20 protein-coding genes and 3 pseudogenes are annotated in these 24,510 nt (G+C 45.0%); 2 read left to right on the plus strand and 21 right to left on the minus strand.

Features of this window, described 5'->3' with window-relative positions; genetic code table 11:
- Nucleotides 1-4 precede the first annotated feature (4 nt).
- The 5 genes and pseudogenes from V6N89_RS14565 to guaB all read right to left on the minus strand — a co-directional run bounded on the left by V6N89_RS14565 (nt 5) and on the right by guaB (nt 6,128).
- A complete protein-coding gene (locus tag V6N89_RS14565; RefSeq protein WP_338518182.1) occupies nt 5-1,027 on the minus strand; it encodes a cytochrome-c peroxidase in 1,023 nt (340 codons plus the stop codon).
- Nucleotides 1,024-2,076 carry a methyl-accepting chemotaxis protein gene (locus V6N89_RS14570; protein WP_338518183.1) on the minus strand — a complete coding sequence of 351 codons (1,053 nt, stop codon included), beginning with the start codon at nt 2,074-2,076 and terminating at the stop codon, nt 1,024-1,026. The genes V6N89_RS14565 and V6N89_RS14570 overlap by 4 nt, the downstream gene beginning before the upstream one ends.
- On the minus strand, nt 2,052-2,657 hold the full coding sequence (locus tag V6N89_RS14575; RefSeq protein WP_346992860.1) for a hypothetical protein: 606 nt from the start codon (nt 2,655-2,657) through the stop codon (nt 2,052-2,054). The genes V6N89_RS14570 and V6N89_RS14575 overlap by 25 nt, the downstream gene beginning before the upstream one ends.
- A 252-nt stretch (nt 2,658-2,909) precedes the next feature.
- Nucleotides 2,910-4,487, minus strand: a complete 1,578-nt coding sequence (gene guaA / locus V6N89_RS14580; RefSeq protein WP_346992861.1) for a glutamine-hydrolyzing GMP synthase — start codon at nt 4,485-4,487, stop codon at nt 2,910-2,912.
- Between the two features lie 169 nt (nt 4,488-4,656).
- Nucleotides 4,657-6,128: pseudogene (gene guaB, locus V6N89_RS14585) on the minus strand (IMP dehydrogenase).
- 100 nt (nt 6,129-6,228) lie between these two features.
- Here guaB and xseA point away from each other — a divergent pair.
- Both xseA and V6N89_RS14595 read left to right on the plus strand, forming a co-directional pair.
- Nucleotides 6,229-7,583, plus strand: a pseudogene (gene xseA / locus V6N89_RS14590) (exodeoxyribonuclease VII large subunit).
- Nucleotides 7,584-7,725: 142 nt separating this feature from the next.
- Nucleotides 7,726-8,700 (plus strand): hypothetical protein, encoded by a 975-nt coding sequence (locus V6N89_RS14595; RefSeq protein ID WP_338518185.1) that lies wholly within the window; start codon nt 7,726-7,728, stop codon nt 8,698-8,700.
- Nucleotides 8,701-8,713: 13 nt separating this feature from the next.
- Here the strand turns inward: V6N89_RS14595 and V6N89_RS14600 are convergent, their stop codons facing one another.
- The 16 genes and pseudogenes from V6N89_RS14600 to sufC all read right to left on the minus strand — a co-directional run bounded on the left by V6N89_RS14600 (nt 8,714) and on the right by sufC (nt 24,508).
- On the minus strand, nt 8,714-8,887 hold the full coding sequence (locus V6N89_RS14600) for an exodeoxyribonuclease VII large subunit (RefSeq protein WP_338518186.1): 174 nt from the start codon (nt 8,885-8,887) through the stop codon (nt 8,714-8,716).
- A 610-nt stretch (nt 8,888-9,497) separates the two neighbouring features.
- The gene (der, locus tag V6N89_RS14605) at nt 9,498-10,943 is read right to left on the minus strand and encodes a ribosome biogenesis GTPase Der (RefSeq protein ID WP_338518187.1); all 1,446 of its coding nucleotides are present in this window, start codon (nt 10,941-10,943) and stop codon (nt 9,498-9,500) included.
- A 232-nt stretch (nt 10,944-11,175) separates the two neighbouring features.
- Complete coding sequence (gene bamB / locus V6N89_RS14610) at nt 11,176-12,435, minus strand: outer membrane protein assembly factor BamB (RefSeq protein ID WP_346992862.1); 1,260 nt, start codon at nt 12,433-12,435, stop codon at nt 11,176-11,178.
- Between the two features lie 45 nt (nt 12,436-12,480).
- Nucleotides 12,481-13,101, minus strand: a complete 621-nt coding sequence (locus tag V6N89_RS14615; protein WP_338518188.1) for a YfgM family protein — start codon at nt 13,099-13,101, stop codon at nt 12,481-12,483.
- Between the two features lie 15 nt (nt 13,102-13,116).
- Nucleotides 13,117-14,397, minus strand: a complete 1,281-nt coding sequence (hisS, locus tag V6N89_RS14620; protein WP_346992863.1) for a histidine--tRNA ligase — start codon at nt 14,395-14,397, stop codon at nt 13,117-13,119.
- A gap of 82 nt (nt 14,398-14,479) precedes the next feature.
- Nucleotides 14,480-15,599: pseudogene (ispG, locus tag V6N89_RS14625) on the minus strand (flavodoxin-dependent (E)-4-hydroxy-3-methylbut-2-enyl-diphosphate synthase).
- 8 nt (nt 15,600-15,607) lie between these two features.
- Complete coding sequence (locus V6N89_RS14630; RefSeq protein WP_338518189.1) at nt 15,608-16,642, minus strand: RodZ domain-containing protein; 1,035 nt, start codon at nt 16,640-16,642, stop codon at nt 15,608-15,610.
- Nucleotides 16,643-16,648: 6 nt separating this feature from the next.
- Nucleotides 16,649-17,788, minus strand: coding sequence for a type IV pilus biogenesis/stability protein PilW (gene pilW, locus V6N89_RS14635; protein WP_346992864.1), 1,140 nt, complete (start codon nt 17,786-17,788; stop codon nt 16,649-16,651).
- A 24-nt stretch (nt 17,789-17,812) separates the two neighbouring features.
- Nucleotides 17,813-18,931, minus strand: a complete 1,119-nt coding sequence (locus V6N89_RS14640; protein ID WP_346992865.1) for a bifunctional tRNA (adenosine(37)-C2)-methyltransferase TrmG/ribosomal RNA large subunit methyltransferase RlmN — start codon at nt 18,929-18,931, stop codon at nt 17,813-17,815.
- A gap of 273 nt (nt 18,932-19,204) precedes the next feature.
- Nucleotides 19,205-19,636 (minus strand): nucleoside-diphosphate kinase, encoded by a 432-nt coding sequence (ndk, locus tag V6N89_RS14645; RefSeq protein ID WP_012519000.1) that lies wholly within the window; start codon nt 19,634-19,636, stop codon nt 19,205-19,207.
- A gap of 238 nt (nt 19,637-19,874) precedes the next feature.
- A complete protein-coding gene (locus V6N89_RS14650; protein ID WP_338518193.1) occupies nt 19,875-20,285 on the minus strand; it encodes a SufE family protein in 411 nt (136 codons plus the stop codon).
- Between the two features lie 56 nt (nt 20,286-20,341).
- Nucleotides 20,342-20,875: a putative Fe-S cluster assembly protein SufT gene (gene sufT, locus V6N89_RS14655; protein WP_338518194.1), complete on the minus strand. Its 534-nt coding sequence runs from the start codon at nt 20,873-20,875 to the stop codon at nt 20,342-20,344.
- 38 nt (nt 20,876-20,913) lie between these two features.
- Nucleotides 20,914-21,270 (minus strand): HesB/IscA family protein, encoded by a 357-nt coding sequence (locus V6N89_RS14660; RefSeq protein ID WP_338518195.1) that lies wholly within the window; start codon nt 21,268-21,270, stop codon nt 20,914-20,916.
- A 9-nt stretch (nt 21,271-21,279) separates the two neighbouring features.
- Nucleotides 21,280-22,497: an aminotransferase class V-fold PLP-dependent enzyme gene (locus V6N89_RS14665; protein WP_338518196.1), complete on the minus strand. Its 1,218-nt coding sequence runs from the start codon at nt 22,495-22,497 to the stop codon at nt 21,280-21,282.
- On the minus strand, nt 22,494-23,750 hold the full coding sequence (gene sufD / locus V6N89_RS14670; RefSeq protein WP_338518197.1) for a Fe-S cluster assembly protein SufD: 1,257 nt from the start codon (nt 23,748-23,750) through the stop codon (nt 22,494-22,496). The genes V6N89_RS14665 and sufD overlap by 4 nt, the downstream gene beginning before the upstream one ends.
- Complete coding sequence (sufC, locus tag V6N89_RS14675; RefSeq protein WP_346992866.1) at nt 23,747-24,508, minus strand: Fe-S cluster assembly ATPase SufC; 762 nt, start codon at nt 24,506-24,508, stop codon at nt 23,747-23,749. The genes sufD and sufC overlap by 4 nt, the downstream gene beginning before the upstream one ends.
- Nucleotides 24,509-24,510: the final 2 nt, after the last annotated feature.

The following is a 24,510-nucleotide window of genomic DNA, read 5'->3' on the forward strand; positions in this document are numbered from 1 at the left end:
ATCCTCAAAGTGGTAAAATAGGCAGAACAAATGCTTTAGGAGGCGTAGTGAGCGACTCCATAAATGCGACAATGTCTTCCTTTTCTTGCTGTGATAAGTTCAGCGTTTTCATGTTTGGCGAGCGATTCTCCTTAACCACACCGCCAATGGCATAATGTTCAACGACGTCCATCAACGTTTCTGCGCTACCATCATGAAAATACGGGGCGGACAGTGTGATGTCTCGGATGGTTGGTGTCTTAAATGCGCCTTTCATTAAACGCAAAGGCCGCTGGGTATAGCGCCCTAGATCTGGGTTCTCTTGTCCATAGGAGGCAAGGCCTAAATTGTGGAACCCATTGTCAGTAAAATTGGGCGCACTGTGACAAACCGCACAATTTCCTTTATTCGGGTCGACAAATAATTTAAAGCCCCTAACCTGTTGCTCACTAAGCGCTGTTTTATCTCCCTTTACCCATTTATCAAACGGAGAGTTTCTGCTGACAATAGTACGTTCAAATGACGCAATAGCCTTAGCAATTTGCTCTACGCCAATAGTTTCTTTAGGAAATGCCTTATCGAAATGCTCTTTATAATCAGAGGTACGTAAGAAATTGCGCAACTTAGGAATGTCCATATTCATCTCTGCGGTATTCCGCATTGGTCCTATAGACTGGTCCTCTAATGTTTTCTCTCTGCCGTCCCACATCTGTATGTCGTTATACCCCGTATTTACAACCACAGGCGATGCACGGCCCAACACCATACTTTTATGACCTCGGGCAGTCTTCTGACCGTCAGACCAGCCAAATAAGGGAGAGTGACAAGAAGCACAAGACATATTGCCATCACCGCTGAGACGTGGGTCGAAGAAAAGCATTTTCCCCAATGCGACTTTTTCCGGTGTCAGTGGATTATCCTTCGGTGTAGGAACGTTTTCAGGAAGCAACCATTCTTGAAGGGACGCGTGCCCTGCTTCAAAAACATATTCCGTTGCCACTACGTGAAATGAAGTTAAAAATAACGCGATTAAAGCAAGCTGTTTCACTTAGTACCTCCTATTAATGTAAAGTAGGACACAAGCGACTGCAGCCTGCTTGATGATTTCGCAAGACTGTCGGACAAGCCTTCCATATCTGCGACTGAAAGCGTTGTTGAATCAATTACGCCTTTTAGTTTTTCCATGGCCGCGATAATAGCCCTGGTCTCTTCAAGCTGCTTGTCCCCCAGTAATGACGTTTCCTCTATTCGTTCTTCGCTATTTCTTATCAGCAATTCTGCATTCAGAATGCTCTCCAGGGTCGATTCAAACTCTTGGCCTTGTTTTTCAACTTTTTCACTTGTCTCACTCATTTGAGAAACCATCGTTGAAACACTGTCAGTTAGTTGTTGTGCCAAAGACGCTATTTCATCTACCGATGCATTGGAACGAGATGCTAGATTCCTGACTTCATCTGCAACGACAGCAAAGCCTCGACCACTTTCACCAGCTCTCGCTGCCTCTATAGCAGCATTCAGAGCAAGCAGATTAGTTTGCTCTGAAATAGCCGCAATGGTTTCAGAAATCGAAGTGATGTTTTGAACGGCAAGCCCCATTTGCTCTGCACATTGATTAGATACATTTATAGCGTTGTTTACTTCAGCAATGTTTTGCTTAGTGACTTTCGCCTGCTCCAATGCTTTTAGTGCTGTCGCACTTGCTTCTGAACTTTTAGTTTGTGCAATGTGCAACTGTTGTGCGGTTTGTTCACTGATGTCTATGTTGGTTTTGGCGCTTTCATCTATACGTTCATAAGTAGTAGTGAGAGCCTTTACGTTATCTATTGATTGCTCTGTCGCTTCTTTTACAACTTCAGCATTCCTATATAGACTCGATGCCCTGTCAGATATTTGATGTACTGTTTTTTCTAGTTTGGCTATTGTGATTGAGATCGAGTCATTAACTTCACCAATTTCGCATTTACTGCGTTTTTCAACTCTACTTGTTAAATCGCCCTCACTTACTTTGCTAAGGACAACTCGGACATGATTGAGTCTGTTTTTTAACGTCTTACCAAAATAGAGCGCTATTCCTAGCGATATAGCCCCCCTACGCAAGAAAATATTATTAAGGTATAAACTAGACGAGTGTTCTGAGAAGCATTGGCTTCTTTTAACTGAGTAAGCTGCTCTGATTCTCGCTTTACTAAATCAAGACTAATTTTTTCTAGTTCTGAAATGAGTGGCTTCATTTCTTTGGCAATTACCATTGCTTCCGCATCTTGATTTCGCTTTGCTTTACCAATGACTTGCATTTGCTTAGGTTTAATCTCATCGAACAGCCTTCGCATATCGATTAGGCTAGGCTCGCCGCTAAGCGTTGCGTTCAATTTTGTTAGCTCTTCCTCTACCGTAGAGGTCGCTTTTATTGTCGCAATTGCACTTTCTCTGATGTCTTCTTTCGACGATGCCGCAATCAATGATTTTACTTCTGCATTTAGTGCTAGATTTGCCACCATGAATGAAAGCGACATATCTTGACGGCTTTTTAAGTCGTCAATCGCGTTTTGAAGAGACTCGCTTTGCGAGAAAAGTGTATTAGATGCTAGTACAACAATAGACAAGCAGACCAAGATCGGAACTGCGCCAACGAGGTAAAGCTTAAACTGCCAACTTGCCATGTTTTGCTTCAAAAACATCCTGTCAATTCTTCTTAAGTTTAATTTTTACAATCACTAAAAAAAGAATAGTCCAGTTCAAAAAACGTGCAAAAGAATTTTTAAGAAAGTCAATTAACTACAATATTGTCGCAGGAGATAGAGATTTGACTTGCTGTCTAAGAGTGAGAATAAGTTATGGGTCAGGGAAGACAAAAAAGGCCAACAACTTGTGCTGGCCTTTGCGCTGTCACCCTATTTGGGGAAAGAGAAAGAATAGTGGTGTAACACCTATTATTCCCATTCGATAGTCGCCGACGGCTTACCAGAAATATCGTAAACCACGCGGCTAATGCCGTCGATTTCGTTGATGATACGGTTAGACACTTTGCCCAAGAAATCGTATGGCAAGTGGGCCCAATGTGCCGTCATAAAGTCGATGGTTTCAACAGCTCGTAGACTCACTACCCAATCGTATTTACGCGCATCCCCCATTACGCCTACCGAACGTACTGGTAGGAACACAGTAAATGCCTGACTTACTTTCTGATAAAGGTCAGCTGCGTAAAGCTCTTCAATAAAGATAGCGTCAGCACGACGTAGTAAATCGCAATAGTCTTTCTTTATTTCGCCGAGTACGCGAACACCAAGACCTGGACCAGGGAACGGGTGACGGTAAAGCATGTCATACGGCAAACCTAGCTCGAGACCAATTTTGCGTACTTCGTCTTTAAATAGTTCACGCAGTGGCTCAACAAGACCTAGTTCCATATCTTCTGGAAGGCCGCCTACGTTGTGGTGCGACTTAATGACATGCGCTTTGCCCGTTGCAGAACCGGCAGACTCAATCACATCAGGGTAGATCGTACCTTGCGCTAGCCATTTTGCGTTCTCACGCTTACCAGCTTCTTCATCGAATACACGAACAAACTCATTGCCAATGGCTTTGCGCTTAAGTTCAGGGTCTTCAATGCCTTTAAGACGCTCAAGGAATCTATCCTCAGCATCAACGCGAATAATGTTAAGTCCGAAATGGTCGCCGAACATTTCCATTACTTGGTCAGCTTCATTTAAACGCAATAGACCGTTATCGACGAAAACACACGTCAGATTTTTGCCGATTGCACGGTGAAGAAGCATAGCGGTAACTGATGAATCAACACCACCAGAAAGGCCAAGAATAACTTCTTCATCACCCACTTTTTCTTTAATGCGTTCAATAGCATCATCAATAATTGCGCCAGCGGTCCAAAGCTTCTCGCACTTACAGATATCCATAATGAAATGGGTAAGTAAGCGCATACCTTGGCGTGTATGTGTTACTTCAGGGTGGAATTGTACGCCGTAGAACTGTTTCTCTTCGTTATACATTGCCGCGTGCGGGCACGATGGTGTTTGTGCAACAGTTTCAAAACCAGCTGGTATAGACGCTACTTTATCGCCATGGCTCATCCACACATCAAGTAATGCTGAACCATTGTCACTAATGGCGTCTTCAATTTTGTCTAAAAGCGGGCTTGGCTTGATAACTTCAACTTGCGCATAACCAAACTCACGCTTGTCAGAACCCTGTACTGCCCCGCCTAATTGTTCAGCCATGGTTTGCATGCCATAGCACACACCTAGCACGGGTACGCCCGCTTCGAAAACGTATTGCGGCGCACGCGGAGAGCCTGCTTCAGTCACTGACTCAGGGCCACCTGACAAAATAATGCCTTGCGGATTAAATTCACGGATTTGCTCTTCGGTCACATCCCAAGCCCAAAGCTCACAGTAAACACCGATTTCGCGAACACGACGTGCTATCAACTGTGTGTATTGCGAGCCAAAATCCAAAATAAGTATGCGTTGAGCGTGTATGTTTAAACTCATAAAAAGCCTTTTTCTTTTTCCAATCACTAAGCAACGAGTCGCAAGTTAGCGTGGGCAAAGTGTTTGTAAACAACCTGTCCGAGGCATGGATGCCGAGGCCAAGCTCCCATGGATGGGTTTACAGCGTGGTTGTGTCAAACACTTTGACCACGCTGAGCGGTAACTCGCCTTAACCTAAGCGGTAGTTTGGCGCTTCTTTGGTAATGCTTACATCGTGCACGTGACTCTCGCCCATGCTTAGCTGCCGTTACACGTACAAACTGTGCTTTAGTGTTAAGCTCTTCAATTGTTGCGCAACCCGTTAAGCCCATCGCCGAGCGCAAGCCGCCCATTTGTTGATGAATGATGTTCGCAATTGGGCCTTTATATGCAACGCGTCCTTCAATACCTTCAGGTACTAATTTCTCCGCGTTGTCAGATTCTTGGAAATAACGGTCAGATGAACCGTGACTTTGATCCATTGCACCGAGTGAGCCCATACCGCGGTAAGACTTGTAATAACGACCTTGGAAAAGCTCCACTTCACCTGGCGCTTCTTCTGTACCGAGCTAACATGCTGCCCACCATTACGCAGCTTGCACCAGCGGCAAGTGCTTTAGCGATGTCACCTGAGAAACGAATACCGCCGTCTGCAATGACAGGAATATCAGTATCTTTAAGCGCTTCAACAGCGTCTGACACTGCAGTAATTTGTGGCACACCACAGCCTGTAACAATACGTGTAGTACAAATTGAACCAGGGCCAATACCTACTTTAACTGCATCTACACCTGCATCAGCCAGCGCTTTTGCACCGTCACCTGTTGCCACGTTACCTGCAATAATTTGTACATCTGGATAGTCAGCTCGCACTTTCTTAACACGGTCGATAACACCTTGTGAGTGACCATGTGATGTATCGATAAGCAATACATCAACACCTGCATCTACCAATAGCGCGATACGCTCGTCAGTACCTGGGCCAACACTTACTGCTGCACCCACGCGAAGACGACCTAGCGAATCTTTACATGCGTTAGGTTTATTTTCAGCTTTCTGGAAATCTTTAACGGTGATAAGGCCTGTAAGCTTGAATGCATCGTCAACCACAAGAATTTTTTCAATGCGGTGCTCATGCATAAGGTCTAGTACAACATCAGAGCTTGCGCCTTCTTTAACGGTAACCAAATCATCCTTACCTATCATCACGTTGCTAATTGGCAATTCAAGACGTTTTTCAAAGCGTAGATCACGACCTGTCACAATACCGATAAGATTATTATCTTCATCAGTTACAGGGAAACCTGAGTAACCAAGGCGCTTGGAAAGTGCAATGACTTCACCAATAGTTGCGTCTTTTGATACCGTTACAGGGTCAGACACCACACCACTTTCGTACTTTTTAACTTCACGTACGTGCTTAGCTTGCTCTTCTGGCTTCATGTTTTTATGAATAAAACCAATACCACCCTCTTGCGCTAGCGCGATTGCTAGGCGGGCTTCAGAAACCGTGTCCATGGCTGCAGACACCATTGGAATATTTAACGTTACGCCACGCGTAAGGCGTGTTTGTAAGTTGGCAGTGTGAGGGAGGACGGTCGAGTGGCCGGGAACCAGCAACACATCGTCGAACGTCAGGGCTTCTTGGATGATACGTAGCATGCAACAACACCTATTCAGTTGAGGGTTAATTGCGGCGCAATTGTAGTGTTTTTTAGTTTTCAGGTAAACTCTAAATGTATTAAACCCAGTGATTTTTTTTATGTTTACAAATTCGCCATCTACCTCTCGACAAATTTTAACAGTTACTAAGCTAAATCGCTTAGCCAGAACCGTACTAGAAGGTGAAATTGGCCTTATCTGGCTATCGGCAGAAATTTCCAATTTTGTTGCCGCAGCGTCGGGGCATTGGTACTTCACGCTTAAAGATAATAAAGCGCAAGTTCGCGCAGCAATGTTTAAAGGCGCTAATCGCAATGTGCGTATTCGCCCGAAAGAAGGTGACAAAATATTAGTCCGCGCCTCTGTCGGCTTATATGAGGCACGCGGTGACTATCAGCTTGTGGTTGAGCACATGGAAAGCGATGGCGAAGGTGCGTTAAAACAAGCCTTTGAAGCGCTAAAATTTAAATTAAATAATGAAGGCTTATTTGATGCCGCTCGCAAGCGCCCGCTTCCAGAAAAAATACATCGAATTGGTGTCATTACATCTTCTAGCGGCGCTGCCCTTCACGATGTGCTAAGCGTTTTAAAACGTCGAAGCCCGCAGACGGAAGTCATTGTCTATCCATCAATGGTCCAAGGTGATACTGCACCGACACAGCTTATTCATGCACTACAAACTGCAAACCAGCGCAATGAGGTTGACGTTATCTTGCTCACGCGTGGTGGCGGCTCTCTTGAAGATCTTTGGTGCTTTAACGACGAGCAGCTAGCACGAACGGTGTCAACAAGCGCATTACCGGTTATCAGTGCAGTGGGACACGAAGTAGACTTTACTATCTCAGATTTTGTCGCTGATATGCGAGCCCCCACCCCGTCAGCTGCTGCTGAGATACTTAGCCAAGATTCAACAGCACTGGTAGCCTTTATCGCGCAACAACGGCAGCGTTTATCGCGCGCCATGTCGCATTATTTGTCAGCGAGTAAACAACAACTCATTTTAAAAAAGCAACGACTTGACGCGCTCCATCCCGAAAGCAAGATTCAAGCACAATGGCAAAGCTTGGACCGGCTTCACTTAAGGCTAACTCATCAAATACAGCGCGATTTGTCAAAAGCTGAGAAACAGCTGAATTCACAAAAAGCGACACTAGCGCAATATTCACTTAGGTGACAAAAGTAGCGCGAGTGAAAGATAACGTAGCGACGCTGAACAAGCGCCTTTCACATGCAATGCACACATATTTAAAGAACAAAAAAAGTGAACTCGGCGGTCATGTATCACTCTTACAATCTGTGAGTCCACTTTCAACTTTGGCACGCGGCTACTCCATTACCATGAAAGAAAACAGCACAGTTAACCATGTTGATGATGTCGAAATTGGTGATGAAGTGAAAACACGAGTGACTGATGGCGAAATAACCAGTAAAGTAGTAAAAATTAATCGGCAATAGGAATGCTACGACCACAATGTCATTGCGCACATACAAACAAGTCTTCGCTTTTCACAGGCAGTGCGCTGGCACTTTTGCTGGCAAATCGCTTTTGAAAACCATACGTAAGGCATTATATCTCGGTACTACATGTGCAATGACAATGAGTCAGATTGTTAATAGTGCCTACGCGGTTAGCATTCAAAATCCGGTATCTATATTTTCAACTTACCCAAGTGACGCCTTAAACGCACTATGCGAGGCTGAAGCTCAAAAACAAAATTGCATCGAAGATGCTATCGCACCCGCAGCTTTTGTTAATGCTATTCAAGCCACTCAACTATTTTCTTCGCTCGCCCCGTTTAATGAAGGAAGTGACTACGAAGTGCTAATTGCCAACTTGGGAACGACCACAAGTCATGGTAATGCCCAGTTTGTTGAATTTACGCTTCAATGGCGCGGTATTGAAATTGATAGTGCGACCTTTACCGAATGGCAACAGACACCTTCTCAAAGCAAAATTATAGACACTTTGGTAGCCAAATGGGTAACGCACATCAAACAGCAGAATGTGTTTTCTAGTCGATATCTTTATTCAGCGCTAGAAGCAAGTAATTATGAAAATAGCCTGACGGTTCCAGACAGTATCGGCGAGTTTACTAAACTGGATACGCAATTATATTCTGACCCATTTAACGGTGCCATTACGCGCTATACGCACCCTGCATATGAGGATGCATTAGTAGATGTGACTGTTTATCCAATTTTGGGATCACTAGAAACTGCTGATAACGTACTCTTAAACAAACAGCTCAATGAGGACTTGGAAAAAGCCAATTCTGTCGCTCAAGCCCAACAACTCACGCTTAGCCTTCCTGCTCCTGCCTCACCTTATACCGTTAACCCTGCCATTCAAGGTTGGCGACTCGGTCTTAAAGCTGAATCAGATACAACGCCGACAATCTACGCATCAACGTATGTCTTCCGTCAAGAAGACAAGATTGTCAAAGTTGCGACCACGTTCCCCACTGACTTTTCAGACCCCTTGGTTAATGAATTACTTGCTCATGTTCAAGTACCTAAAGAGTCTGCTTTAATGAAAAATATCCGCGCTATGCTCTCGGAATCTATTAACTAGCGGGAATTGATATTTACAGAGCACCTCTTAGTTTGATGAAACGCTTTACCAAACTTGGTTTTGTGTAAGCGTTATGGGTCAATGTATATACGCGGTTTTCTTCTGTTGTCTTGTACCTATCAAACCAATTGTATACTTGGTTTTTCTGTAGTGAAGCACTGACTTCTTCATTTTTGTTCACTGACATATTAATCCTTACTGTGTTTTTCCTAAATCTAACTTTAGAAATGAAACGTCCATGAGACTCGAAGGGCAATGTCGCTAAACGCGGCGACATTTAATTTCCAATGAAACATGCACCAATGTCTTATTTTAAAAAAGGCGGTGTCGCTTTTTGCATACAATGCATAGGCAACACTGCTGTTACTTGCACTCACAAAAATTGCCAAAACGCGAAATGACTCACTATTTTGCAACTAATGCCAATTCGATATCACGCTACACCCTTAAAATTCTGCAGCACGTTGTAGCTAAAGTAAGAACGATGCAAAAACAGTGCACAAACGAGAGTACTAGGCATTATCCATTTATTATCAATAAGTTATGGGCCGACAACTACTTAGCTTGCATACCTTTATGAGCTTTACATCAAGATTAAGAATATTTGCGGAACAATAGTTACAAAGCGTTGTAAATATCACTTTCTCGCGCTCCTTAGTTTGGATTAAAGAAGGTGCGCGAGTTGTTAGACAAAAAGTATGCCGCCAAATGTAAAAAAGCCGCTAACGCGGCTTTTAAAAGACACAGTCAGGTGATTTCAAAGCGCTACAAGCGCAATGAAACAACGATGAATGTGGTTATTTTTTATCTTTATAATAAGACATCATACGACGGCGTTTGCGCTGCTGCGCTAACGTAAGGTTATTCTTTTTACCTTCAAATGGGTTGTTACCCTCTCTGAACTCTATCTTAATAGGTGTTCCCATAATCTCTAATGCTTTTCTAAAATAATTCATTAAAAAGCGTTTATATGAGCTAGGAAGGTCGTCTACCTGATTCCCGTGGATAACAATGACAGGAGGGTTATATCCACCTGCGTGTGCATACTTCATTTTAACGCGTCGCCCTCTCACCAAAGGAGGCTGATGATCGTCTTGCGCCATTTCCATAATTTGAGTAAGTAATGCGGTATTAATGCGCTTAGTAGCACTGTTATAAGCTTCTTGAACTGATTCAAATAAATTACCAACGCCAGAACCGTGCAATGCGGAAATAAAGTGAATACGTGCAAAATCAATAAAGCCAAGGCGTCTGTCCATCTCGCGCTTAATTTCATCTTTCACGTCGTTATTTAAGCCATCCCATTTGTTTACTGCAACAACCAGCGAACGGCCAGAGTTAAGAACAAAACCTAGCAGGCTTAAATCTTGATCTGTTATCCCCTCTCTTGCATCAATCACTAACAGTACAACGTTAGCTTCTTCAATAGCCTGCAATGTTTTTACAATAGAGAACTTTTCCACGGCTTCATTAATTTTCTTGCGTTTACGAACACCAGCTGTATCAATGAGGATGTATTCCCTATCGTCACGTTCCATTGGAATATACACGCTGTCTCGGGTTGTGCCCGGCATGTCATAAACCACTACGCGCTCTTCACCAAGAATGCGATTAGTCAACGTGGACTTACCCACGTTTGGCTTACCTACTATTGCGAGCTTTATCGGTAGTTCTTGCAGTCGCTGACGTTGACTTTCAGCATCTTCACTTTCTTGTGGTTCTTCTTCAACCACTTCCATATCAGGGAATTCAGCTTCTAGGGGCGCTAAAGCATCTTGCAGAAGCTGGCTTACACCGCGACCATGCGCAGCGGCGATTTGTTTAATATCACCTAAACCAAGTGAGTAAAACTCTGCACTTTCACTATCACCGTCAATACCATCGACTTTGTTTGCAACAACAAATACCTTCTTGTTTATGCGGCGTAAGTGGTCAGCAATCCCCTGATCTGCAGGCAATAAGCCTGCTCTTGCATCAACCAGAAACATAACGACATCGGCTTCTTCAATAGCCAACAATGACTGTTGCGCCATTTCAGCATCAATACCTTCTTCGTCCCCCGTGATACCCCCGGTATCCACAACGATGAATTGGCGCTTATCAAACTTCGCTTGACCGTACTTACGGTCACGCGTCAACCCCGGGTAGTCTGCAACTAACGCATCACGGGTGTTTGTAAGACGATTAAACAAGGTCGACTTGCCAACGTTTGGGCGGCCTACCAGAGCAACAACGGGTAACATTTATCAGATCCTAAGGGTCATGAGAGCAAAAGCACTAAAAAACCGAAACTAGCACTGCGCTTATCGGTGTCATAATGTGCAGATTTTTGAAAGGCTGCATTATACCCTGTTCACTTTCTAATACCAATCGGCATAAAAGTACGGGATATACCGCAACATTATTGTCTTACCAAAAACGAAAAACGGCGACATAGTGCTAGCACTACATCGCCGCTTTGTATCAGTGTAACTATTATTGTGGAATGCTTACCGAAGCAACCGTTCCTGTTCGCGTCACTGCTATAACATTATTATTGACGTTAAGTGGCGCTGCGAAAATAGCGTCATCTTCGTCATCGCCACCGACATCTAGTCGAGCAACGATTTTACCGCCGTCTTTTTCAATCCAGTGTAAGAAGCCCCAGTTGTCACCAACAACCACATGCTCACCTACAGGTGTTGCCGCGGTCAAAGAACGAGACTTTAAACCACCTTGTGACCATAGCTCAACGCCATTTCGTCTATCAAGTGCGTACACATTAGAATTGTTGTCGACAACAAACAATTTGTTGCCGTCCAAAGTGAGGTTTCTAAAAGACGCATATTCACGCTTCCAAATTACGCGGCCAGAGCGCAATTCAACTGCCGCTAACGTACCATTGTACGATACGGTATAAATGGTGCCGCCATATAAAATAGGCGTTGTATCAATATCAACAATACGCTCTAGCTCGGTTGCACCTGTTGGCGTGGCAATCGCCGTCTCCCAAGCAAGAACGCCAGAATCAATCAAATTAACCTGAATTTTGCCTGTCGGGGTACCAACAATGGCTCCGCCGTTTGACGCAATTGGGCCTGAAATACCGCGTAGTGTTAATGGCGGTGTGTCGCCTTCATGACGCCACATTTGCTCGCCGCTACGGGTACTAAATCCAAACAAGCTTCCCGCACCGGTGTTTACTACCAAAATGCCTTCGTCAACGGCAGGTGCTGCAAGCACTTCACCCGGTACCGTCGCGTCCCATGAGAGTTCACCCGTTTCGGCATCAAGCGCAGCAACATAGCCGTTTTCAGTGCCAATAAAAACCAGTTTATCGGCTACCGTAATTCCGCCAATACGCGCAGTTTCACCGCTTTGCCATAAATTGGTCACCGAGCTCATCATGCCTTCGCTTTTGAAGGTCGCAAAATTCTTTTGCCAAATGACTTTTCCTGTATCCGGCTCCATAGCAACTACGGCACCGTGGCGGTCAGCCGCATAAAGTTTGTCGTACGCATATACAGGGCGTAAGCGAGAGAAAAAGTGCTCTACACCATCACCAATATCTCGTTCCCAGTTTATTTTGGGCTCGAACTCGGCCTCAATAGGCTTAAGTCTTCGTATTTCCAACTCTTCTTCGTCGGCAAACCAATCTGAGATGGTAGTACAGCCTGACATAGTCATAGACACGGCGAGTGCCATTCCTACCGTGCGAGCAAAACGACCTTTTCGGCCACACGTCTTGTGAAACAAATTGCGTACCTCTTTATTTTTTATACCAGCCTATCGGCCCGCTTATTAATTGGCAGCAGCCACAGAGAGATTATCAAGCTTCATCTGTAAAAGCGGATTATTGGCATTCTTTTCTAACGCACTAGAGTAAGCCAAGCGAGCATCGTCAAACTTATTTTGTTTTTGATATACATCGCCTTTCAATTCAGAAGCTTCCGATGAAAATGCGTCGTTTGTTACGTTGCTAAGCGTAGACAACGCTGCGTCCAGCTGGTTCATTTCAATTTGCACACGAGCAAGTCTTAGGGAAGCTAACGCTTTTAACTCTTCGCTATCGGCAAATGTAACAACGCTATTCAAATGTGATGCCGCGCTGTCTAGGTCGCCAGAATCAACCGCTTGCTTTGCAGCCAACAGGCTCGCCACACTTGCATAACCGCTATCTTTGTTGTCTTCGATAAATGCTTTAACCTTCGCTTCGCTGCCCTCTGTGCCGAAGGTCTCAACCGCATCTTGATAGGCAACCGACGCCGCTTCTTTGCTTTCAATCTGCGACTCTGAATATGCTCTCCAGCCATACAGGCCGCCTAACCCTAGCAGAGCGCCAACGATAATAGCCGTGCCGTGCTCTTTCCAAAAACGTTTAATCGCTTCTACTTGTTGTTCTTCTGTTGCGAACTGTTCCATGATGTCCTCTTTATATTACGCGCTTAGCATCTCTGACACTTTTTCTACTAACGTGTCGAAGCTTGCGGTTATCTGCTCTTGTCCATCGCGAAGTGGTTTTATGCCCACCATACGTGACTGCATTTCGTCTGAGCCTAGTAGTAGCGCTAGACGAGCGCTGGCTTTATCCGCACGCTTAAGTTGTTTCTTAAAGTTCCCACCGCCGCAGTGCATCATTATGCGCACTGTTGGCAATGCATTACGAAGGTGCTCAGATACTTCAATGGCATACGACTGGGCATCATCTCCCATGGCCGTTACGTAGATATCTGCAAAACTGGTGTCCTGACCTTCATCAGTCAATGTGGTCAGTAACAGTACCAAACGTTCGATACCCATGGCAAAGCCTACTGCCGGAGTAGCCTTTCCACCAAGCTGTTCAACGAGGCCGTCATAACGACCACCCGCACAAACTGTACCTTGGGCGCCTAAACTATCAGTTACCCATTCAAACACTGTGCGGTTGTAGTAATCTAGGCCACGTACCAGTCGAGGATTTATCTCAAATTCAATACCTGCCTGTTTAAGTCTTTCGCACAGTGTCTCAAAGTGTGATTTCGACTCTTCATCAAGATGGTCTATCAGTGATGGCGCGTCAGCAATGGCCGCCTGTACATCAGGGTTCTTGCTGTCTAATACGCGTAATGGATTAGTTTCTAAACGACGAAGTGAATCTTCATCTAATTGATCTGCTCGTGCTTTTAGAAATTCAACTAGCGTGTCTCTGTACGCGGCACGCGCTTCATTCGAACCAAGTGTGTTAATTTGTAGCTTAACGTGCTTTTCAATGCCGAACGCTTTCCAAAAACGAGCGCTAAGTAGAATGACTTCTAAATCAATATCTGGCCCGTCCATGCCATAAGTTTCCACACCAAATTGATGGAACTGGCGGTAACGGCCTTTTTGTGGACGCTCATGACGAAACATTGGCCCCATATACCACAAGCGCTGTTGTTGATTGTAAAGCAGGCCGTGCTCATTACCCGCACGCACGCAGCTTGCTGTGCCTTCTGGACGTAACGTTAGGCTATCGCCATTTCTGTCTTCAAAGGTATACATCTCTTTTTCGACAATATCGGTTACTTCGCCGATAGAACGCTTAAAAAGGTCTGTGCTTTCAACAATAGGGGTACGTATTTCTTGGTAGCCGTAACTCGCCACTACTTGACGAAGTACAGATTCTACTTTTTGCCATGTACCGGAAATCTCCGGTAGGCAGTCATTCATGCCTCGAATTGCCTGAATAGTCTTAGCCACGTGTAATTCTCATACTGCTATATAGTGAAAAGCCCCGCATTATAGGGGCTTTGGAAGTAAACAACAATGAACAAAAACTGACTCAGTCTTTAACCGAAACCTGTATCTTGTTTTCTTCGCTCATTCGGGCGGCTTTTGCTCGGATCTTAGCTTCCAATTTGTCCACTAGATCATCGTTAGCAAGGCGTTCTTTTACGCGTTTACCATCTTCGTAGAGACCGCTCATATTGCGCGCGCCAGTAAGACCTAGGTCAGAAACCTCAGCCTCGCCAGGCCCATTAACCACACACCCAATAATAGATACATCCATTGGTGTCAGTATATCTTCTAAACGCTGCTCTAGCGCGTTGACAGTGCCGATAACATCGAACTCTTGGCGCGAACAACTAGGACAAGCAATAAAGTTGATACCGCGAGAGCGAATACGCAGCGACTTTAAGATATCAAACCCTACTTTAATTTCTTCTACTGGGTCGGCAGCAAGCGATACGCGTAATGTATCGCCAATACCTTCAGCTAACAGCATTCCTAAACCAACCGCACTTTTCACAGCACCTGCTCGCTGCCCACCTAGCCTCGGTTATACCAAGGTGCAGTGGCTGGTCGATTTGTTGTGCAAGCAAACGGTAAGCACCGACTGCCAAAAACACATCTGACGCTTTTACACTGACTTTAAACTGATCGAAGTTAAGCTTATCTAGGATATCGACGTGGCGCATTGCCGACTCAACTAAGGCTTCCGGTGTCGGTTCACCGTACTTTTCTTGTAAGTCTTTCTCGAGCGAACCGCCGTTTACGCCGATTCGAATAGGGATATTTTTATCTTTCGCACAATCTACCACAGAGCGAACACGCTCCATGTTGCCAATATTTCCAGGGTTTATACGTAGGCAATCTACGCCATATTCAGCTACCTTCAATGCAATGCGATAGTCAAAATGAATATCTGCAACCAGCGGCACGCTTACTTGCTTTTTTATTTCCTTAAACGCTTCTGCCGCTTCCATGGTAGGCACTGAAACACGCACTATTTCACCGCCAACCGCAACAATGCGATTGATTTGGTCTACAGTAGCAGCCACGTCAGTGGTACGTGTATTTGTCATTGATTGAACGGCAATGGGCGCACCATCACCAATAGGCACATTACCTACATTAATGCGCGTGGACTTTCTGCGCTTAATGGGACTTTCTGAAAACATCTAATTACCTACATAGGAAGTGTAAAGCGAGCTGTTCTACCATTTTGGTAAGAAGAAATATCAACAGGCTCGCCATTTACCGATATACGCACATTATCCGGTGCACCGAGCGTAACTTCAACAGGAGGTACGCCTTGAATCTCCATTACTCGACCTTTTTGCTTCACGCCATAGGCAATTGCTTCGCCTGAAGCGTCTTTGATATTTACCCAGCAATCATCATCAAATGTGAACGCCATGGAAATCGCAGCTGCATTATTGTCTTGAGTAAGATCAGGCAGCTGAGGCGAATCGTCCTCTGCGATTAGCTGTGTAAGGTTATTACTTTCATTAACGTCGGTATCCGGGGCAGATATTGCACCGTCTGCTAAATCACCATCTTGGGTAAATCCGCTCTCTTCTAAGCTAGACGGCTCTATCAGAGTATCAGTACTCAACACATCCCGTTCAGTTGCAGTGTCATCACTCTCATAAGACTCAGAAGGGATAGGAGCTTCGTCCTCCGGCAAGGTCACCTGACTTGCATCTTCAGTGCTCGATGGGATAGGTGTATTGCTCGCTTCTCGTTTTACTGCTTCGGTAAGAGACACATCGGAAACGGCTTCATCACTGGGTTGCTGATACCACCAGGCAACAACACCTGCGATAATGAGCAAAAGAATAATGTAGGTAACCATCATCCAGCGGTCATCGTGTGTCTGTTTTGCGACACGCTTTGAAAAACTTTGTAGTTTTTCTGATGAAGGCACAGACGTTTGGTTATGAAAACGCTCAAAAGCCTCAATAACCTCTTGAGCATTCATGTTGAGTTGTTTCGCGTAATTTCTTACATAGCCTTTCGTGAAGGTTACAGATGATTTCTCGTCAATAACATCGCACTCCAAATCATTGATTTGATGCGCTTTTAAGAAAAGTTTATCAGCAATATCCTGTTGTGTAAGGCCGAGCGCTTCACGTTGAGCTTTCAGCATGGCACCTGGACTTGGCGTACTTTCTTGTTGTTGCGAATTTACGTCTTGGTTCGCGTTTTCTTCTGACACCATTAACCCTTATTCCTCCTGCATATCTGGTGGTACTAACCAAATCGACTGACCAGCAATAATAGCGCCAGTATTGTCTAAATTATTCCACTCTCGCAGTGTAGCCATCTTGATATTGTGTAATAGAGAAATACGATATAAGTTTTCGCCCGGTTTTACTACATGGATTTTAACTGTTTGTTCAGATAATTCAGTATTTTGATCTTCTTTTGAATTCGCTGAACTTACCGCTTGAGCCTGTGTATCTGAAAACGCCGTCTCGGTATTGCTCACTTCTGGCTCTCTAACAACACTTTCACCACGCGGTGCAGGAGTTGTAGCGTTACTTGTTTTGACCGTTTTTACCACTTGACGCTGCAAAGATTGACTTTCATCTACGTAACGCTTGGTCAGCGGGTTATCAGGATAAACCGACTTCAGCATGTCTCCATAGCCTTTAGCCGTTTCAAGATCCCCCTGCCCTTTGGCAATCTCATAAGCAAGCCATAAAGAATCTGGCGTTACTCTCGCCACTCTCTCATATTTGTTTAAGGTTGTTTTTGCGAGCTCCCACTGCTCTGATACTACGTAAAGCTCGGTAAGGAGAAAAAGACTTTTTCCTCTTGCGGGTTGATGTTTAAGCGCCTCATTAAAATACCCAATTGCCTCTTCTAATTTCCCCTGACTTTGCGCGCACAGGGCCAAATTTTCATAGGTTTGAGCGGCATTAGAATAGAGACGATTGTTAATGGCATCAAAAAAGTAAGCTTTAGCCTGCTCATATTGACCATTCTGACATTTAAACGCCCCATAGCTATTGGCGATATCGCCATTGTTGGGCGATAAATCAATCGCCGCTTCGTAGTATGTTTCAGCACGCTGATTATCGCCTACTAATTGATAGTAATACGCCATGGCATACTGAACGTCAGCAGAACGCGGATTAAACTCTAAAGCTTTGTCGAGGTTTTTCTTTGCTTGGGAATAATTGTTATTTTGCAGATAGGTAAGACCTAGCGACATGCGTGTTTTGGCTGCTTCTTCCCGGTTAAAGTTTCCGCCATAAGCCCCTGACGGGTCGTTGCTGACACATCCTGTAGTGGCTAATACCGCTACTAGTGCAGTGCCGAGCACCGTTTTCTTAAGCCCAAATCGCAATCCTGCTAGCATAGTCTTACCCTATTATCTTAATGATTATTGGGCTATTTTTACCGAAATTGCTTCGCCCTTCATCTGTTTTTTTAATAATCTTTTTGTTCTGTCGACAACATCGCCAACTAATTGGCCGCACGCGGCGTCAATATCATCACCGCGCGTCTTACGCACAACTGTAGTAAACCCATATTCCATAAGCACTTTTGCAAATCTATCGATGCGTGAATTGCTCGAGCAAGTGTAGGGTGAACCCGGGTATGGGTTAAAAGGTATTAAGTTTATTTTACTTGGTGTGTCTTTTAATACTTTTGCTAATTGATGCGCTTGTTCTGTGCTGTCATTGATGTTTGACAACATAACGTACTCAACAGTAACACGACCTTGGTTTGCTTTTGACTTCGCCAGATAGCGACGCACACCAGCCAAGAATGCTTCGATGTTGTATTTTTTGTTAATAGGCACAATTTCGTTGCGTAATTCGTCAGTTGGCGCATGCAGCGATATTGCTAGCGCCACGTCTATTTGGTCGCCCAACATATCAAGTGCAGGCACAACACCAGATGTACTTAATGTAACGCGGCGTTTTGACAATCCGAAGCCAAAGTCGTCTAACATAATGTCCATAGCCGGCACTACGTTTTTAAGGTTAAGCAACGGCTCACCCATGCCCATCATCACTACGTTAGTAATTGGGCGTTTGCTAGAATCTTTTGATAATCCAAGGAAGGTAGCAACACGCCAAACCTGACCAATAATTTCGCTAACGCTTAGGTTACGGTTAAAACCTTGCTGCGCAGTCGAGCAGAATGTGCACTCTAGTGCACAGCCAACTTGTGATGATACGCACAGCGTTGCTCGGTCTGTTTCAGGGATCCAAACAGATTCAACTTCCTGACCACCTTCAAGGGTAAGCGCAAACTTAATAGTACCGTCGCTCGCTTCTTGGAAGTACGCTATTTCAGGGGCTTTAATTTCGCAGTTTTCAATGAGCATCGCGCGAAGGTTTTTATTTAGGTTACTCATTTCCTCGAAATCGCTAATACCGTGCTGGTAAATCCACTTCATTACCTGGTCGGCACGAAATGGTTTCTCGCCCATTTCCTTAAAGAAATTGCGCAAGCCTTCGCGATTTAAGTTTAATAAGTTAGTTTTTGCCATGAATAAGATGACCCTTTTACCTTCGAGGGATACCCCTCTTACTACTGAATATGGTGTAAAAAACAGCGATTCGACTATGTCTTGAGCGACATTTAAGAAAATGAAAAGCGCTGATTAAAATTTGCGCGGATTTTACCACAAATGAGATTTGAGAAAAAGCCGATTTAACGCAGAGAAAGGTTAAGTTTGGCTATGGGCGAAAAGCGTAGTTTAGTATGCCTAAATAGAAACAAAAACGGGGCCTATAGGCCCCGTTTTGCTGCTTCTGTAATCTTAGCGAGTACGTGGGCAGATTTCTTCTTCAGAGAAGAAGTATGCGATTTCGCGTGCTGCTGACTCAGGTGCGTCAGAACCGTGAACTGCGTTTTCATCGATAGATGCTGCGTAGTCAGAGCGAAGTGTACCTGCAGCTGCATCAGCTGGGTTAGTCGCGCCCATGATTTCACGGTTAGCTAGAACAGCGTTTTCGCCTTCTAGTACTTGAACCATAACTGGGCCAGAGGTCATGAAGTCTACAAGTGCACCGAAGAAAGGACGCTCTTTGTGTTCTGCATAGAAACCTTCCGCTTGCTCTTTGCTCATGTGGATCATCTTAGATGCCACAATGCGAAGACCTGCAGATTCGAAACGGTTGTAAATTGCACCGATAACGTTTTTAGCTACCGCATCAGGCTTGATAATCGAAAAAGTACGCTCAAGAGCCATGTTCTCTCTCCAAACAAATAGTATGTATCTTTAAAAATTTTGGTCGCGAATTATAGGCAATAAATACCAGCTTGACTAGAGCCTATGTGAAATGAAACTTAAAGTATTGTTTTTACGGGCAAAGCTTGCGCTAGAGTAGCGCATGATATATGACAATATGATGACAGTGTACACATTACATTGCGCTGACAGGCACTTAATGAGAAATACCTGTCAGGCGAATACCAGTGTTTACAACCTATGCGTTGGCTTTTGCAAGCTCTTGAATTTTACCCACGATGGCACGCAAACCGTTACCTCGTGTGGGGGTAATATGACGCTCTAAATCCAACGCTTCAAAGTAACCATCAATATCAAATGCAATGATATCGCTGGGTGTTTTATCGTTGTAGGCCGCCAACACGAGGGCCAAAAGACCTTGAACGATCACGGCGTCACTGTCGACATCGAAGTTAATTTTGTTGCCATCGTAAGATTCAACAAGCCACACACTGCTTTGACACCCTTTTACTAAACGCTCTGGTGTTTTTGCATCTTCAGATAAACCAGGGATCGATTTACCCAAGTCGATAATGTATTGATAACGCTGTTCCCAATCGTCGAAGAACGCTAAATCATCAATAATTTCATCACTGCTAGGTAATTGCATGGTTATTTCCGTTTAATATGTCAAAAGGTAATTTGAAAGTGTTGTGAGAATACAGCTTAGAAAAACAGTCCGGCTTCAAGCTGCGCCTCTTCACTCATCATTTCGCGTGACCATGCTGGGTCGAAGACTAACTCAACATTCACATTATTCACGTGAGGCACCATAGCAACGCGATATTCCACGTCACCGACAAGTACTGGCCCCATACCGCAGCCAGGTGCAGTGAGCGTCATATCAATGTTCACATCACCTGAAGCTTGGTCGATGTCTACCTTGTAGATAAGGCCAAGAGACACCAAATTAATAGGGATTTCTGGGTCAAAGATGGTCTCTAACGCATCCCACACCTGCTGTTCGCTGATGTTTCCATCTTCTGGTGCTTCGAAGCTCAGCGTCATAGCTTTGCGACCAATGGCGCCCGCGTCCGTACCATCAATACGGTACATGTTTCCACGCCACGTAACCGTGTAATTACCACCGAGCTCTTGCGTGATATTCACAAACTCGCCTTCAGGAATAACGGTTGGGTTACCCGCGGGTACTAGGCGCGCTTTACAGTCACGCTCAGTAATCACCATCTTTTGCTTCATATACTACTTAGTGCCTATTTTATTGCTGGCGTTAACCATTAACCTACGTTAAAGCTCTCGCCACAACCGCATTCGTCAACCACGTTAGGATTGTTGTATTTGATCACGCCGTTAACGCCTTCCATTACATAATCAATTTCTGTATTACGTAAAAGCTCTGTCGCGTCTGATGCTACCGCAACATTAAGCATTGGTGAAATCTCAATAATCTCATCATCTGCCTTTGCGCTGTCTGCAAAATCAAGTACATAAGCGTAACCTGTGCAGCCGCTTACTTTTGTCGATAAACGAATTAACTGACCAGGCTTGTCTTTAAGCTTACTTTCGAAATGCTTAACGGCACTGTCAGTTAGCGAAATGAGTTTTGTACTTGGTACAAAGGTTTCAACACTCATAATGCCTCCTTAGGCCAACATCATTTTTGCTTTCTTAAGTGCAGCAAATAAGCTGTCGACTTCTTCAAGCGTGTTATAAATTGAGAACGACGCACGCGCCGTGCCCGGAATACCAAAACGCTTCATTAATGGCTGCGCGCAGTTATCTCCTGTGCGGATCGCCACGCCCTGACGGTCAAGAATAAAACCGACATCTGCCGGGTGCGCGCCGTCGAGCAAAAAGCTTAGTACCCCAACCTTGTTTGGAGCAGTACCAATGATACGCATTCCCTCGAGGGCCTGTGCTTGTTCGGTCGCGTAGGCAAGTAGCTGTTGCTCGTGTGCATGAAGCGCTTGTACATCAAGTGCACTAAACCAATCTACAGCCGCCCCCATGCCGATGGCTCCAGCAATATTTGGCGTACCAGCCTCTAGACGGTTTGGCAATGCACCCCATGTGGCTTCATGATAGGTAACGTCTTTAATCATTTCGCCGCCTACCTGCCATACTGGCCATGTCTCAAGCACGTCTTTTTTGCCCCACAGGCAACCAATACCCGTCGGGCCAAAGAGCTTGTGCCCTGAGAAGGCATAAAAATCACAGCCAATGTCTTGTACGTCAACACCACCGTGAGCAATACCTTGAGCACCATCAACCAACACCCAAGCACCAACCGCTTTAGCTTTTTCAGTAAGCTGTTTAATAGGGTTTACCGTACCTAATGCATTAGATACATGCGGGAACGCCACCATCTTGGTATTGTCAGACAGCAGTCTATCGAAAGCGTCAACATCAAGCTCACCACTATCAAAAATAGGCACAACGTTTAGCGTTGCGCCAGAGCGGCGACATGCTTGTTGCCAAGTTACTAAGTTGGCGTGGTGTTCAAGTTCAGTAACCATCACTTCGTCACCTTCATTGAGAAGTTGACCAAGTCCATTAGCGACAATATTAATGGCTTCTGTGGTACCTGAAGTCCAGATAACCTCTTCGCGGGCACTGGCGTTGATAAAACTCGCAACGCTGCTTCGTGCATTTTCATAGCGGCGCGTGGCTTCATCAGATAAATGGTGCGCACCGCGGTGCACGTTTGCATTCGTACCCGTGTAGAAGTCCATTAATGCGTCAATCACAGCCTGAGGCTTTTGTGTGGTAGCCGCGTTATCAAGGTATACCAGCGGCTTGCCGTCTACCGTTTTAGATAAAATGGGAAACTGGGCACGAAGTGCTGCAACGTTTAAGCTCATTTCACCTCCATTTGGGCGAATCGCTCACTTAAAATTGGCGCTAGCCATTCACGTATAGCAGTGTTTGGTACGTCGTTAATAAGCTCTTGAATAAAGCCAAAGTTAAGCATTACTAGTGCCTTGCTGCGAGAAACACCGCGAGTTAGCAAGTAATACAAGGCCTCTTCTTCAATTTCTGCCACCGTTGCACCGTGGGCACATTTTACATCGTCAGCATAAATCTCAAGCTCTGGCTTAGTGTTGATAACACCGCGGCGAGATAGCAACAAGTTGCGGTTGTTAAGTTCAGCCAATGTCTTTTGGGCATCGCGATGAATATGGATACGACCATTAAATACAGCGCGCGCCTTATCACCCACGATACCGCGCGCGTTTTCTTCTGTCGTGCCATTTGGCATAGCGTGCTCAATGGTTGAGTGAAGGTCGAATAGCTCGCCTTCTGCCAGAAGATAAATGGCGTTCATTTTCGCATCGGCAAACTCGCCAGCGTGATGAATATCTACGTCTAAACGCGAAAGCTCACTACCGTAACCTACCATAGTGCTATTTAGCGTGGTGCGGTTATGCAGCTTAAAGTGGCTACCACCTAGCTGCTTTGCTTTACCAGTAAACATAGCAAAACGATAGTGCTCAAGGTGCGCATCGTCGGCCAAGTCATATTCAGCAAAAGCAGTAGTTAAGCTTTCGGTATCACCAAAGCCTTGCTCAATAACCGTGGCGCTTGCGCCTTCGGCTAGCTTTACTACTACACGCGTGTGGGCATCTACATCTTGTGATGTCATATTCACAATGCGAACTGGTGTGTCAATTTTCACACCAGCTTCTACATGAATGAATATACCGTGTTGGCATAATGCATCGTTCACTAGGCCAAACATATGACGTGTAGGCTTAACCTGACCGTATACGCTGCTAATGGCTTGCTGGGTAGCCGCGTCATCGCTGTTTAGTGATGTAATGGTCATGCCTGCTGGCACGTCTAGGGTATTAACCTGCGTTACCAAGACACCATCAATAAATACAAGGTCGATAGCATTTAAATTGTCAATTGCCGGTACTGGCAAATTGTCTGCCTGAACGACTTGCTTCGCATCACGCTTTTCAAGTGACGTAAGTGGCGTAAACCGCCAGCTTTCGTTACGGCGTGCGGGCCAGCCATCGGCTTTTAACTGTGTTAAGGCCTGTTGACGCACGGGCGCTAAATAATCGGAGATTTGCGCCGCATCAATGACCTGGTCTAGCCATTGACTCATGCCTCAGCCTCCTCATAGCCCTTACCCAAGAAAGCATAACCGCTTTTCTCTACTTCTAGCGCTAGTGACGCGTCGCCGCTTTTCACAATTTTGCCGTCAGCAAGGATATGTACGAAATCAGGCTTAATGTAGTCTAGAAGGCGCTGATAGTGAGTAACAACGATGAAGCTGCGCTCACCGTCGCGTTGGCTGTTTACACCGTCTGCAACAACTTGTAGTGCGTCGACGTCAAGGCCAGAGTCTGATTCATCAAGAATACAAAGCTTTGGCTCTAGCAAAATCATTTGCATGATTTCGTTACGCTTTTTCTCACCACCAGAGAAACCTTCGTTAACACCACGCTTTAAGAAATCCAAAGGAAGCTGTACTTGTTTGCACGCTTCTTTTGCTTTCTTTAAAAATTCCGCAGCGCTTAACGGCTCTTCGCCACGTTGTTCACGCATAGCGTTAACCGACTCTTTCATGAATTCCATGTTGCTAACACCTGGAATTTCTACCGGGTATTGGAAAGCAAGGAAAAGGCCTTCACGAGCGCGCTCTTCTACTTCAAGCTCAAGCAGGTCTTTACCGTTTAGCGTGGCTTCGCCTTCGCTTACTTCGTAGCCGTCGCGGCCAGATAGCACGTAACCTAATGTACTTTTACCTACACCGTTGGGGCCCATGATAGCGTGTACTTCACCAGGTTTAACTTCAAGGTTAAGACCTTTAATGATGTTTTTCTCTTCCACGCTGGCATGTAAATTATTGATACTAAGCATTG

The organism is Alteromonas gracilis (assembly GCF_036870955.2).
GTDB classification, from domain to species: domain Bacteria; phylum Pseudomonadota; class Gammaproteobacteria; order Enterobacterales; family Alteromonadaceae; genus Alteromonas; species Alteromonas gracilis_A.